At 50.1% G+C, this 13,439-nt stretch carries 10 protein-coding genes; 6 read left to right on the top strand and 4 right to left on the bottom strand.

The features are described from left to right. The first annotated feature begins 1,013 nt into the window (after positions 1 to 1,013). Positions 1,014 to 3,473, top strand: a complete 2,460-nt coding sequence (gene ppsA / locus DXH47_RS00130) for a phosphoenolpyruvate synthase (protein ID WP_129031075.1) — start codon at positions 1,014 to 1,016, stop codon at positions 3,471 to 3,473. A gap of 118 nt (positions 3,474 to 3,591) precedes the next feature. Here the strand turns inward: ppsA and DXH47_RS00125 are convergent, their stop codons facing one another. From DXH47_RS00125 to DXH47_RS00115, 3 genes are all read right to left on the bottom strand, one after another. Beyond that, entirely contained in the window at positions 3,592 to 3,966 is a 375-nt protein-coding gene (locus DXH47_RS00125; RefSeq protein WP_129031074.1) for a hypothetical protein, read from the bottom strand. A 126-nt stretch (positions 3,967 to 4,092) separates the two neighbouring features. Next, complete coding sequence (locus DXH47_RS00120) at positions 4,093 to 4,323, bottom strand: CsbD family protein (RefSeq protein WP_129031073.1); 231 nt, start codon at positions 4,321 to 4,323, stop codon at positions 4,093 to 4,095. A 216-nt stretch (positions 4,324 to 4,539) separates the two neighbouring features. Further along, positions 4,540 to 5,490 (bottom strand): NAD(P)-dependent oxidoreductase, encoded by a 951-nt coding sequence (locus DXH47_RS00115; RefSeq protein WP_129031072.1) that lies wholly within the window; start codon positions 5,488 to 5,490, stop codon positions 4,540 to 4,542. A gap of 280 nt (positions 5,491 to 5,770) precedes the next feature. On the opposite strand from DXH47_RS00115, the gene DXH47_RS00110 reads away from it, so the two are divergent. The 5 genes from DXH47_RS00110 to rfbB all read left to right on the top strand — a co-directional run bounded on the left by DXH47_RS00110 (position 5,771) and on the right by rfbB (position 13,017). After that, positions 5,771 to 7,231, top strand: a complete 1,461-nt coding sequence (locus DXH47_RS00110) for a cytochrome ubiquinol oxidase subunit I (protein WP_129031071.1) — start codon at positions 5,771 to 5,773, stop codon at positions 7,229 to 7,231. Then, positions 7,224 to 8,234, top strand: a complete 1,011-nt coding sequence (gene cydB / locus DXH47_RS00105) for a cytochrome d ubiquinol oxidase subunit II (RefSeq protein WP_129031070.1) — start codon at positions 7,224 to 7,226, stop codon at positions 8,232 to 8,234. The genes DXH47_RS00110 and cydB overlap by 8 nt, the downstream gene beginning before the upstream one ends. Positions 8,235 to 8,457: 223 nt before the next feature. Continuing rightward, positions 8,458 to 10,191: a thiol reductant ABC exporter subunit CydD gene (gene cydD, locus DXH47_RS00100; RefSeq protein WP_129031069.1), complete on the top strand. Its 1,734-nt coding sequence runs from the start codon at positions 8,458 to 8,460 to the stop codon at positions 10,189 to 10,191. Continuing rightward, complete coding sequence (gene cydC / locus DXH47_RS00095) at positions 10,188 to 11,924, top strand: thiol reductant ABC exporter subunit CydC (protein WP_129031068.1); 1,737 nt, start codon at positions 10,188 to 10,190, stop codon at positions 11,922 to 11,924. The genes cydD and cydC overlap by 4 nt, the downstream gene beginning before the upstream one ends. Before the next feature lie 73 nt (positions 11,925 to 11,997). Next, a complete protein-coding gene (gene rfbB, locus DXH47_RS00090) occupies positions 11,998 to 13,017 on the top strand; it encodes a dTDP-glucose 4,6-dehydratase (RefSeq protein ID WP_129031067.1) in 1,020 nt (339 codons plus the stop codon). Position 13,018: 1 nt separating this feature from the next. On the opposite strand, the gene DXH47_RS00085 is transcribed toward rfbB, so the two are convergent. Continuing rightward, a complete protein-coding gene (locus tag DXH47_RS00085) occupies positions 13,019 to 13,396 on the bottom strand; it encodes a hypothetical protein (RefSeq protein ID WP_129031066.1) in 378 nt (125 codons plus the stop codon). Positions 13,397 to 13,439: the final 43 nt, after the last annotated feature.

Genomic DNA, 13,439 nt, shown 5'->3' with positions numbered 1-13,439 from the left:
TAGCGAAAGCCTGGGCATTTTGCCCGGGCTTTTTTCATGTTAGTTGCGTTTTGGGTGATCACGAATGCCAAAGCAATCAAAGGTAATGATAATTACCATCGAATAAGAAACCATAATCCATTTGGAAGTACCAAAAAGAATGGTAAGCAGGCTAAAGAAACATCAGGAGAATACATTTCCAAAGCTCATCAGGATAATCCTTGCTCACTATTCCGGGTAAATAGGGATGCTAAATTAGTCTTACGCCCATAACGGTAAGGGATGTTACGGTCCGGTACCAAGCAACCGCATCGACGGCACCCATTCCAGCAACAATAAAACACGCACTTTCCGGGACTACCACTAAGCAAGGTACGGGAAATCAAGCAGATCAGCCCGCAACCGTAAAAGCGACGGTCTTGCCCCAAACCAATCAAAAACCGACCACGGCTTGGTGGGGGCTCACAATTTTAGCGCTACTTGGCGGGGGCTCTGGGAATCACCCATAAACGGGACCAATAAAGTTTGATTTTACCGACATTGTGTATAGTTTAACAAATTGTAAGCCGAGCTGTCGCTACCAATTTTGCGGGCAAGTTTGAAGACAAACGGTTGCTTACAAAAACAGCTCAAAACGTTTTCTCTCAGATTATCATTGCGCATAATCTATGGGGAGAAAACGTTTTTTGCGCTAATTCGGAATATTCCTAGAAATTCTTAAAAATACCGACAAACAGGGGATTAATGGTGAGGACCACTTTCTTAACTGGTCCGGATTGTGAACCTAATGGGCGCTGGAAAATACTTTTTAATTAATTTATTTTGGGCATCAAAAAGAGCCGCTAAGCGGCGTGATTGCTTAGACTGGGTCCCTTTTAATTAGTGGGTGAAAATCGTTCTGAAAGCAAAAAATTTCAGAAAGGACTAACACTTTGCTCACAAATGAATTATAATAAAAGCTGTAAGATGTAAGCGGTTCCATTCAACGCTGGTGGAGCCAAATATACCTAAAGTAAGCGCAAGGAGGCACTATGATGACAAGTCGAGATACTACAAATGTGACGACGGGTCAAGGTACTGCAACGACCAGTCGAGATACAGCCAATGTTTTGTGGTTTGATGAGTTACATCGTAAGGACGTGAACTTAGTGGGGGGTAAATCTTCCTCACTGGGTGAAATGACTTCATCCATGAATGTTCCAGTCCCTTATGGGTTTGCGACGACCGCACGGGCTTACCGGTACTTTATGAACGTGACCGGGGTCAACGATAAGGTCAACGCATTGCTAGAAGGCATCAAGGATTACGAAGATTCAGATGAATTGCACGCGACCTGTGAAAAGATTCGGAACCTGATCGTTTCGGCAAAGATGCCGGATGATTTGGCAGAAGAGATCAAGCAGGGCTATGCCGACTTGGCTACCAAGGTGGGCCAAGACAATCCATTCGTTGCGATTCGGTCTTCAGCTACGGCGGAAGATTTACCGAACGCTTCATTTGCCGGTCAACAGGAATCCTACTTAAACATCCGTGGTGCAGCGGATGTCGTTAACCGGGTTCAACAATGCTACTCATCACTATTTACTGACCGGGCAACTTACTACCGGCACAAGCAACACTTCCCACACGAAAAGGTTGCTTTATCCGCAGCCGTTCAAATGATGGTCTTCTCCAAGGCTTCTGGGATTATGTTCTCCGTTAACGTCGCTAATGGCGATGGCTCGAAGATCGTGATCGATGCTATTCGGGGTCTTGGTGAATACATCGTCTTAGGGAAGGTCACGCCAAACCACTTCGTCATCGACAAACAATCGATGAAGATTGCGGAACGTAGCGTGGTTAAGCAAACGGTTGAACTGGTTCGTAATGACGACGGTGGGACCGAAGAACAAGATGTTCCGGAAGACTTGCAAGAGAAGCAAGCCTTAACCGATGACCAAGTGATTGAATTAGCGGGTTACGCTAAGGAAATTGAACGCCACTACGGTTGCTACATGGACATGGAATATGCCTTGGACGTTAATACGAACAAGCTGTGGATCGTTCAAGCACGGCCAGAAACCGTTTGGTCTCAGAGAAAGAAGCAAAAGCAAGATCAAGACGCTTCGGGAGATGAGAACGTGGTTGAAGAATCAGATGCAGAAATTGCTGTCCGTGGGTTATCCGCTAGTCCTGGTTTAGCCAGTGGGGTTGTCCACGTAATCGACAGTCCAGATGACATTGACCAATTCAAGAAGGGCGAAATCTTAGTTACCTTAATGACCTCGCCTGACTGGGTTCCAGCCATGAAGAAGGCGGCCGCCATCGTGACGAATAATGGTGGGATGACCTGCCACGCGGCTATCGTTTCGCGGGAAATGCAGATTCCATGTATCGTTGGGACTAAGAGTAAGAAGGTTGCGGCGACCGATGTTTTTAAGACCGGTGACGTGATTACCGTTGATGCCACCAACGGGATTGTTTACAAAGGTAAGGTTGCCAGCCTCTTCAAGAAGAACGACACCGCACAAGCAGCTGGCGGCGGTCAAGTCGTGGCTGCAGAAACCTTTGCCCCAACGGCAACTCGAGTCATGATGAACTTAGGTGACCCGGACTTAGCTGACAAGTACTCGACCTTACCAGCCGATGGGATTGGTCTGATGCGTGAAGAGTTCTTGTGGACCACGTTTATCCACGAACACCCACTGTACTTAATCGAACAAGGACACCCTGAAAAAGTCGTTAACATGTTGGCTGACGGGATTTCCAAAGTTGCCCGGGCCATGGCGCCACGGCCAGTCGTTCTGCGGCTCTCCGACTTTAAGTCCAGTGAATACCGGAACTTAAAGGGTGGTGACAAGTACGAACCACACGAACCGGCGGACCTGTTAGGCTGGCGGGGTGCTTCACGGTACTACGATCCGAAGTACATTGAAGCCTTCAAACTAGAATTAGGTGCGGTTAAGAAAGTGCGGAACGAATTTGGCCTGACGAACTTGAACGTCATGATCCCATTCGTCAGAACCGTTGACGAAGCTCGGAAAGTTACGACAATCATGGCTAACGAAGGGCTGGTTCGGAGCGATGACTTCAAGATCTACATGATGGCTGAAATTCCATCGAACATCATCTTAGCTGATCAGTTCAATGAATTCGTTGATGGCTACTCCATCGGGTCCAACGACTTAGCCATGTTGATTCTGGGTTGCGACCGGAACAACGATACGGTTGCACGGCTCTTCGACGAACGGAACTTAGCCGTTAAGCGGGCTATTAAGCACTTGATCAAGGCAGCCCACAAAGATGGCCGGACCGTTTCGATTTGTGGCCAAGCCCCATCCGAGTACCCAGACTTCACGAACTTCTTGATCCAATGTGGGATTGACTATGTTTCTGTCAACCCTGACATGGTCAAGCAAACGAAGCGCAACGTCGCTCACTTTGAACAACGCATTATGTTGGACAAGGCGACTGGGCGTGGACTGCAAGACCCAACGAACTACGATTGGGAATAACGCTGTGACGATGAGTGCTGACTCAATCTGAGTCTGTACAAGTTAGAAACGTTGAGTTAAAAAATTGGTCCTGGAAACCATTTACGGTTTCTGGGACCAATTTTGTGATATTTGGTTTTTAACGGTGGGACCGCCGGTTAGCGTTTAACTGGTAAGTCGCCGGATCATCGTAGTCGATTCGACGCCGAGCGCGGTGACCATTCGTGTGGCGGCGACTAGCCCAGTCTTGGGCCGCCAGTTTTTCGGCGTGTTCCTTGCGGCGTTGCCGGTTGCTTTTGGGGCGCGGACCGTTGGCTTTGCGCGCCCGGTTAGCTTGGGTGACTTCCTTGTGGCGGACGACCTTCATGGCTGCTTCCGCTTCCGCTTGGGTCAGAAGCCCTTTTTTGACGCTTTCAGCGTAGCGTTCCCAGACGTCCTGGCCGACCTTTTTTTGTAATTTTTTACGCCGGAGGGCAGCGCGTTCTGCACCGCTCGGCTGATTTGGTTTCGACATGGTTAATACTCCTTTGGTCTCGGTAGTGACATGGGGCTACTATACCATAGCCGGTGTTAGGAATGCCAATCAAAAAGAAGTCCTGGTCAGGTGCCCCAGGGCTTCTCGTTAGTCAATCGGTTCCAATTACTCTTTTTTCTCGTCTTTATTGTCAGAGTGTTCCTTCTGCCAGTCATCAGCAGCGTCTTTGATGTTTTCCTTAGCTTCAGAAATCTTATCCTTAGCTTTGCCTAACATGTTCTGGGCTTTACCTTCAACTTCACGAGGCTTGTCGTTCGTAGCTTTGCCCTCAGCTTCTTTAGCTTTGCCGCTTACTTTATCCTTGGTACTATCAACTTTGTCGTCAACTTTAGCCATTGTAATACCTCCTATAAACTTATCCTGGTGAACACCATGTATTATGCCAGAAATGCTGCCTAGAAACAATTAAAACGATCACATAAGACGTAGAATCTGCGATGCGGCCGCAATCTAATTCTGGCAGAAAGAAAATGGGCGCTCCAAGAAAACTAAGGTCTTGAAGCGTCCATTATTTAGCCAAATTCTTAAAAGTGAAACATCACTGCGATGGAGTTAATAGCCTTGCCGTGGATCCGTGACGTTAACCGTTAAGGAGCCGTCCTTGAGGTAGCTAGTCAGGTTCTCGTGGAAAATCTTGAAGGTCAAATCAAGATTATTAGCGGCAAACCCACTTTGGTGGGGGGTCAATAAGACGTTCGGGAAGTCCCACAAAGGGTCGTCTTTGGGGAGAGGTTCCTCTTCTACCACATCAAGAGCGGCATTGATTACCTGGTGGGCATTCAGTGCGGCGCGTAAAGCATTAAGGTCGACCGCCTTGCCCCGGCCAACGTTGACGAAGACGTGTAAGCCGTCGAGTCGGTTGAAGAAGTCCGCGTTGAAGTAGTCGTTAGTTTCGTCCGTGGCGGGCATGTCGTTGATGACGATGTCAGCGTTGGCTAGGACCTGAGCATCATCAGTTAGACTAGCCGTTTGTTTAAACCCAGTGACCGGGTGTCCCGAGCGATTAACCCCCAGAACCGTGGTGCCGAAGACGTTCAATAACTTGGCGATTGCTTGACCGATACTACCGGTCCCGTAGATGACCACGGTTTGGTCACTGAGGGTGGGCAACGAAGCGCGTTTGGGTTGCGACCAGAAGTGGCCGGCCTGATTCTCGAGGGCGATATCGAAGCCCCGTAAGAAATACAGGAGGTAACCGATGGTCGTTTCGGCGATGGCGTCGGAAAAGACGCCCCGGGAATTGGTCAATTTGATGTGTTGGTCAGCAATCAAATCAAGGGGCAAGTAGTCGACCCCCGCACTGTGAGTTTGGAGCCAGTGGACTTGGTTGTTTGGGTCTTTGATCACTTGGGGCCCGAGGTCCTTTTGCCACCCATATAAAATAGTGATGGGTGCGCCACCGGGTTGATAATCTGTTGCCGAGACGACGTCAATTCCGGCCGCGCGTAAGGTGGCCAGGTGGTCAGCCGTTAGGGGCTGTAACGCGAGAATTCGTTCAGTCATCGCAAAGTTCCTCCTTGTAAAATAGGTTAGCCCCATTTTAGCACGTTCGATTTTGAGAAGCTGTTAGAAACCGTTTTCGCGAGCTTAAAAATTCAAATGGCACACTCCGTTCAAAGCGTTACGACATTGAACGAACGAAAGTGAGCGAAAACGAGACCAAAAACCATGTTTTTCACAAATAATCATCGTGAATCATTGAATGTTGGCTTATCACTCGATATAATAAAGACAAGTTAGCAATTATTTATTTACACACATAACGTTTGGGGAGGTTAGAAAAATGATCAATTTTGGTCTAGATATTCTAGGCTTGGCCAGATTCCAATTCGGGATGACCACGGTCTTCCATTTCTTCTTCGTTCCGTTTTCAATCGGCCTAGCCTTTGTCGTTGCCGTCATGGAAACCATGTACGCCATCAAAGGGGACCAGGACTATAAGAAGATGGCCCAGTTCTGGGGCAAAATGTTTCTCTACAGTTTTGCCGTCGGGGTGGTTACCGGGATCATCCAGGAATTCCAATTTGGGATGAACTGGTCGTATTACTCCCGGTTCATGGGCGACATCTTCGGTGCGCCGTTAGCCATTGAAGCGCTAGCTGCGTTCTTCATGGAATCCACGTTTATTGGGATGTGGATGTTCACTTGGGACCGCTTTAACAAGTGGGTTCACGTCCTCTTTATTTGGCTGGTCATGTTTGGCTCTTCACTATCCGCACTGTGGATCCTGGCGGCCAACAGTTTTATGCAGAATCCGGTGGGTTACATCATCAACAAGCAAACCGGGCACGTCCAAATGACGAGCTTTGGGGATATTGTGGGGAACCCGCAACTCTGGAATGAATTTCCGCACGTTATTTTCGGGTCTTTTGTAACCGCTGCCTTTGTAGTTGCGGGTTGTGCCGCATGGCGGTTACTCAAGAAGGATCACGTTCCGTTCTACCGCAAGTCCTTACAGGTCGTCTTGGTCATTGGCCTGATCTTCTCCTTAGGCTCCATTGCTAGTGGGGACACCCAGACCCGTTACCTCATCAATAACCAACCGATGAAGGTGGCCGCGATGGAGGGTTTGTACAAGAACTCCACGCAAAAGGGTGAATGGACGGCCGTTGCTGGGTTCAATACCAAGCAACACAAGACGACCTGGTCCGTCGATATCCCATACGTCTTGAACCTACTGAGCTACCATAAGTTGAGTGGGACCGTCACTGGGATGAACCAAGTGAATAAAGAATTACACGCGAAGTATGATAAAAAATATGGTAAGGACATCAATTACTACGTCCCGACTAAGACCTTGTTCTGGAGTTTCCGGATTATGTCCGGTGCCGCCGCATTGTTTGCCTTGATTGCCATTGTGGGGCTGATTATGAACCGCAAGAAATCACAGGCGATTCTGAACCAGCGTTGGTTCCTCTACATTATGGGGATTTGCCTGTGGCTCCCATTTATCGTGAACACGGCTGGCTGGTTCATCACTGAATTTGGTCGGTACCCGTGGGTCGTTTATGGGTTGCTGACGATTGCCGATGCGGTCTCGCCAAACGTTTCCGTGGCATCGTTACTGACCTCGAACATCATTTACTTCTTGATGTTTGCTGGTATGGGACTGGTCATGGTCGTGCTGTGTCACCGAACTTTGAAAGCGGGACCAGATGCGGATAATGTTGAGGGCTACACTTCAACGACGGCCAATGACCAAGCAATTGATCCGTACTCGAAAGGGGCGTTTAACCATGACTAGTCTACAATTATTGTGGTTTATTCTGATTAACGTCTTGTTCAGTGGGTTCTTCTTCCTCGAAGGCTTTGACTTTGGGGTAGGGATGCTGATTAAAAGCTTTGCCCGCAACAGCGCCGAACGTGATGTGGTCATCAAGACGATTGGCCCGCACTGGGACGGCAATGAGGTGTGGTTGATTACCGCTGGTGGGGCGATGTTCGCCTCCTTCCCAATGTGGTATGCAACCCTGTTCTCCGGTTTCTACCTGGTTTTGTTCCTGATTCTAGCAGCCTTGATTTTCCGGGGGGTCTCCTTCGAATTTCGGGCTAACATGGAAACGAAGCGCTGGAAGACTTTCTGGGAATGGGCTGGGACCCTGGGTTCCGGATGTGCCGCCTTCCTATTTGGGATGTTGTTCACCGCGATGATCAAGGGCATGCCAATCGACAAGAACGGGGACATGACCGCGCACTTCACCGATTACGTCAACTTATTCTCCATCGTTGGTGGAGTCGCCGTTACGGTGCTCTGCTTAGTCCACGGGCTGAATTTCATTCGCCTGAAGACCTCGGGCAGTCTGCGTGACCGGGCCCGGGCCTGGAACAAGGTGTTATACCCCGTTCTCTTTGCCGGCGAAGTAGTCTTTGCCTTACTGCTCTTCTTCTCGACCGACTTCTTCACCAAGAAGCCGTTGTCGACGACATTGATCGTGGCTTTCTTGGTCGTCGTGACCGCCTTGGCTTACTGGGGCGTCTTGGGCAACCACGAATGGCTCTCATTTATCGGGAGTGGGTTGTCGCTGATTAGCGTGGTCGTGCTGATCTTCAACGGGTTGTTCCCGCGGGTCATGGTGGCCAACAATCCAGCTTATTCACTCTTAATCAAAAACTCCTCTAATTCGCCATACACTTTGCACCTGATGACGATTCTGACCTTCACCATCTTACCGATTGTCCTGGTCTACTTTATCTGGAGTTACTGGGTCTTCTACAAACGACTGGCTTCACCTAAGCAACAAGCTTAATTTTGGAAGTAGGCGTTTGACAACGTGTGGCGTGACCTCCTTGTGACCAAGCACGTTTAAGGCCGCCCTGACTGGGCAACTGGTCGGGCGGCTTTTGGTGTGTTCTGATAAGAAAAACTATCAAATGATAAACGAATTTTAACTGCCGCGAGCCCTCGTCAAATAGAAATGAAAGCAGTATCATAAGCGGTATAGGCAACTTGATTGAACTGGGGGGATTTATTTGATTGATCAACGTGTGTTCCAATTTCCGGGTATTCGTAAAGTCATTGTCTGGCAGAGCCTGTTAACTGTGATTCAAGCTATTTTAATTATTTTACAGGCCAAGTACCTTTCGGTGGCAATTGTGAATCTCTGGAAGCTTCAAGCCGTCGGGACTATCGTGGCCCCGCTGGTGATTTTTGCGGTCGCTTTCTTAGGCCGGCATTTGATGACGGTCCTAAAAAATTGGCTGACTTATCCGTTTGTGGAAAGTACCACTAAAAAATTACGGAAACAGTTCATGGCTAAGCTTTTTGACCTCGGTCCAAGCGTTGTCGCGCAAGAGGGGACCGGGAACGTGGTTACCATGGGCCTCGAAGGTATCGATAAGATTCAAACTTATTTGATGATGATTATCGGTAAGGTCTTGGACCTAGCGATTACACCGTGGTTGATTCTGATTTATATCGCATTGATTCAGTGGAAAGAAGCACTGTTCTTGCTGGTCATCTACCCGTTGATCATCTTCTTTATGGTGATCTTAGGGTTGGCGGCCCAGGCCAAGGCTGACCGGCAATACGCCGGGTACCAGCGGTTATCGAACCATTTTGTCGACACCTTGCGGGGGTTACCGACTTTAAAGCAGTTGGGCTTGAACAAGCAATATGCAGGTAACGTTTATTCGGTTAGTGAAGATTATCGGAAGAAAACGATGGCGACACTGACCATTGCGATGACGTCAACCTTTGCGTTGGACTTTTTCACGACGTTGTCAATTGCAATCATTGCGGTCTTCTTAGGGTTCGGGCTGATGGACAATACGATTCAACTGTTGCCCGCACTGGTCATCTTGACGCTGGCACCGGACTACTTTGCCCCGATGCGTAATTTCGCTAACGACTACCATGCAACTTTAAACGGGAAGAACGCCTTGACGGCGGTGCTGGATATCTTACACCGGGAAACGCCGACCGACCGTGACACGTTACCAGCTGCCACGCCTGTTTGGACGCCGGATGATGAATTGCATTTGGACCACGTCAATGTTGGGTACGATGCTGACCACGCGACTTTAAAGGACATTAGTTTCAATGTTCGCGGGTTCCAAAAGGTGGGCATCATCGGGGCGTCAGGCTCCGGGAAATCCACGTTGATCAATACGCTGAGTGGATTCTTGAGCCCCCAGGCCGGTCAAATCACCGCCCGGGGCACTCAGGTCCCTCATTTGGACCAGGCGGCTTGGCAGAAGAGCTTCGTCTACATTCCCCAATCGCCATACTTATTTCACGCAAGCTTGCGGGACAACATCGCGTTTTACACGCCCGCTGCTTCAGATGAAGCGGTCGCGCAAGCTGCGCACCGTGCCGGTCTGACTGATTGGATTGCCACGTTGCCGGATGGGTTTGCCACGCAAATCGGGGAAGGTTCCCGGGGCGTTTCCGGAGGCCAAGCCCAACGGATTGCGTTAGCCCGAGCCTTTTTGGACGACTCGCGGCGCATCTTACTGTTTGACGAACCGACTGCTCATTTGGATATCGAAACTGAAGTTGACTTGAAGCAGACCATGCTCCCCGTTTTTAAGGACCACCTGGTCTTCTTTGCGACCCACCGGCTACACTGGATGAATGAAATGGATTATATCCTAGTCTTGGATCACGGTCGTGTGGTTGAACAAGGGACCCCCGACCAGTTACAGGCTCAAAACGGGGCCTACGTTCGCTTACGGTCTGAAATGGAAGGGGAGGCGCCAGCATGAAAGGATTCTTTAAAACGTTTGAACACGACCACTGGGTCATGCCTTACTTGAAGCGCTACAAGGGCCTTTTGACGTTGGTCTTGTTCCTGGGCTTCATGACCTTCTTCTGTGGTGGAGCACTGATGTTTAACTCCGGCTACCTGATCAGTAAGGCGGCGACGCATCCTTTTAATATTTTGATGATTTACGTGCCCATCGTGCTCGCCCGCGCTTTCGGGATTGGCCGACCGGCTTTTCGTTACGCCGAACGGTTGACCAGTCATAACTGGGTCCTGCGCATCGTATCGGCCTTTCGGAAGCGACTCTATCAGTCCGTGGAAAAACAAGCCGTAGCGATTCGCCAAAAGCACCAGACGGGCGATGTCCTGGGTATTTTAGCTGAGGATATCGATCATATTGAAAACCTCTACCTGCGGACGATTTTTCCACTGGTTATTGGGTGGTTATTGTACCTGTTTATTGTGATTGGCATTGGCTACTTCAACTGGGCTTTTGGCCTGTTGATGTTGCTTTTGTTAGGCATCATCGTGGTGGTCATGCCGCTGATGTCGGTTGCGGTCAATGGTAAACGAGAATTTCAAGCCCGGCAGGTCCAACGGCACTTCTACACGCGGTTGACCGATGCCGTCTTAGGCTTAGGTGACTGGTTGATTTCCGGTCGTCGAAAGGCCTTCTTGGGGCAACAGGATAAGCCCATCGATGAGATTGCCCGTTTACGGCGTAGTGACCATTATTTCCAGTGGTGGCGGAATTTTGCCATTCAATTCCTGTTTGGCGCAGCGGTCATCCTGCTGGTTTGGTGGGCCGGCGTCATGTTCACCGGTAACCAGGCGCAAGCAAATTGGGTGGCGGCGTTCGGACTCGCTCTGTTTCCGGCAGTTGAACCTTTTGCGGATATGAGCCAAGGGGTCAGCGAATGGCCGGTCTACCAGGACTCCATTAACCGAGTTAACGGATTGGATGAAAACGTGCCCCAATTGGCGCCGCAACAAACGGTTGGCGACTTTGCGGATTTGACGCTCGACCATGTGAGTTTCACCTATCCTGGGGCGCAGCGGCAGGTCATTAAAGACTTGTCGTTGACCCTGCATCCAGGTGAAAAATTGGCATTACTCGGACCTAGCGGGACCGGGAAGAGTACGTTATTGAAGCTGATTTTAGGTGATGAAACGCCTGATTCCGGGCAAGTCACCATTAATGGTGTCCCGGTTGATCAGTTGCAGACACAGCGAGCTCAACTGATGGGGGTGTTGGACCAACAACCTTATCTGTTCAATACAACGGTCATGAATAACGTGCGGTTAGGCAACTTGCAGGCTACTGATGCCGAGGTCCGCCAAGCGGTCAAAGCCGTTGAATTGGATGACCTGATTGGTGGCTTGCCTAACGGGTACAACACGCAGGTCCAAGAGGCCGGAAGTCGGTTCTCCGGTGGGGAACGGCAACGGTTATCGTTGGCCCGCATTCTATTGCAGGATACGCCCATCATCATCTTGGATGAACCCACGGTCAGTCTGGACCCGATTACCGAACAACACTTGTTGGATACGGTCTTCGACGTTTTAAAGGACAAAACGATTATCTGGGTCACCCACCATTTGACGGGGATTCAGCACGTCAATCAAGTTCGCTTTATCGAAGACGGGCAGTTCGACATGTCGGGGACGCCACAAGACTTGTATCATGAGAATCAGCGCTTCCGGGATCTGTATGATATGGACCGCGGACGGTAACAGCGAGAAGTGGTCTGCTCAGCGATTGCTGAACAGGTCACTTTGTGATTTTAGTGAACGAAAGGAGCACACGATGAAAAATTTGTTGGTTGCCGGGGGTGCTGGCTTTGTGGGAGCGAACTTTGTCCGGTATGTGGTGCAGACCCATCCGGAGGTAGCCCACATCACGGTGCTAGATAAACTGACCTATGCGGGCAAACGCGCCAATTTGGCCGGATTACCTACAGAACGGGTCAACTTAGTAGTTGGTGATATCTGCGACGCCACGGTGGTCGAACCGTTGGTTCAGCAAGCCGATGCCGTGGTGAATTATGCGGCGGAAAGTCATAACGACCGTTCATTAGAAGAACCTGCGCCGTTTATCCAAACGAATGTGGTGGGAACCTACACGCTGATACAAGCTTGTACGAAATACGGGGTTCGTTACCACCATATCTCAACCGATGAAGTCTACGGGGATTTACCGTTGCCGACGACCCCAACGGATTGGGCGACTAAGTTTACGCCGGAGTCGCGCTACCAACCCAGCAGTCCTTATTCGGCGAGCAAGGCCAGTTCGGACTTGTTGGTGCACGCCTGGTGCCGGTCCTTTGGCCTCAACGCGACAATCTCCAACTGTTCTAACAATTACGGACCGTACCAGCACGTCGAAAAATTTATTCCCCGCCAGATTACTAATGTCTTGTGTGGTATTCGACCGAAACTGTACGGGAGTGGTCGGAATATCCGGGATTGGATTCACACGACCGACCATTCCCGCACGGTTTGGGAAATCTTGATGCGGGGGAAGCCGGATAACACCTACCTGATTGGGGCCAATGGTGAGCGGTCTAATCGCGATGTCCTGCGGTTGATTTTGAAACTAATGGGCCAACCACAAGATGCATACGACCAGGTGACTGACCGTCCCGGTCATGACCGCCGTTACGCCATTGATGCCACCAAATTGACCCGTGAATTGGGATGGTACCCGGTGATGACCGATTTCGAACAAGGACTACGCAACACGATTGCGTGGTACCGCCAGCACCCGATGTGGTGGCGTGATGATAAGGCAGCCACGGAGGCCCGTTACGCCCAGCATGGGCAGTGAGCTAAGCACGGGTGTAGAATTCAACGCGGGTGTCGTAGGATACTTTGAGGGCGACTCGGTGGTGGTAGCAGGTCCGTCTCAGAATGTAATTTTCTCCGACGGCATGACCTTTATGGGCTTGAAAGACCGTCACGTAACCATGACCGACGTGGACGCCCAACCGATGGCCCTTTAGTCGCAAGACGGTTGCGTGAATGGCGTGGGCGCGAACGGTTAAGCGGGGATGACCGCCGAACTTAGGTGATCGTCGAATCCAGGTCCCACGATAGGTCCGGGGGATGGCACGGTAGGTTCCCTTTGCGGCGGCACTCTGCGGCAGGACTAGCGCCCAGCTCAGAGCAAAAACTAGACAACTGATGGCCAAAATTTTTTTCAACATGGGTGAATTTGCCTCCTGATAGCGTTTGGTAAGCAACTTAGAC

Source organism: Levilactobacillus suantsaii (genome assembly GCF_004115745.1).
Lineage (GTDB): Bacteria > Bacillota > Bacilli > Lactobacillales > Lactobacillaceae > Levilactobacillus > Levilactobacillus suantsaii.
Note: the sequence above shows the minus strand (reverse complement) of the source record. Positions and strands in the feature narration are given on the sequence as shown.

What these genes read in the sequence shown, in the direction of transcription:
- ppsA (WP_129031075.1), top strand. Translation starts at nt 1,014, where the DNA reads ATGACAAGTCGAGATACTACAAATGTGACGACGGGTCAAGGTACTGCA.
- DXH47_RS00125 (WP_129031074.1), bottom strand. Translation starts at nt 3,966, where the DNA reads ATGTCGAAACCAAATCAGCCGAGCGGTGCAGAACGCGCTGCCCTCCGG.
- DXH47_RS00120 (WP_129031073.1), bottom strand. Translation starts at nt 4,323, where the DNA reads ATGGCTAAAGTTGACGACAAAGTTGATAGTACCAAGGATAAAGTAAGC.
- DXH47_RS00115 (WP_129031072.1), bottom strand. Translation starts at nt 5,490, where the DNA reads ATGACTGAACGAATTCTCGCGTTACAGCCCCTAACGGCTGACCACCTG.
- DXH47_RS00110 (WP_129031071.1), top strand. Translation starts at nt 5,771, where the DNA reads ATGATCAATTTTGGTCTAGATATTCTAGGCTTGGCCAGATTCCAATTC.
- cydB (WP_129031070.1), top strand. Translation starts at nt 7,224, where the DNA reads ATGACTAGTCTACAATTATTGTGGTTTATTCTGATTAACGTCTTGTTC.
- cydC (WP_129031068.1), top strand. Translation starts at nt 10,188, where the DNA reads ATGAAAGGATTCTTTAAAACGTTTGAACACGACCACTGGGTCATGCCT.
- rfbB (WP_129031067.1), top strand. Translation starts at nt 11,998, where the DNA reads ATGAAAAATTTGTTGGTTGCCGGGGGTGCTGGCTTTGTGGGAGCGAAC.
- DXH47_RS00085 (WP_129031066.1), bottom strand. Translation starts at nt 13,396, where the DNA reads ATGTTGAAAAAAATTTTGGCCATCAGTTGTCTAGTTTTTGCTCTGAGC.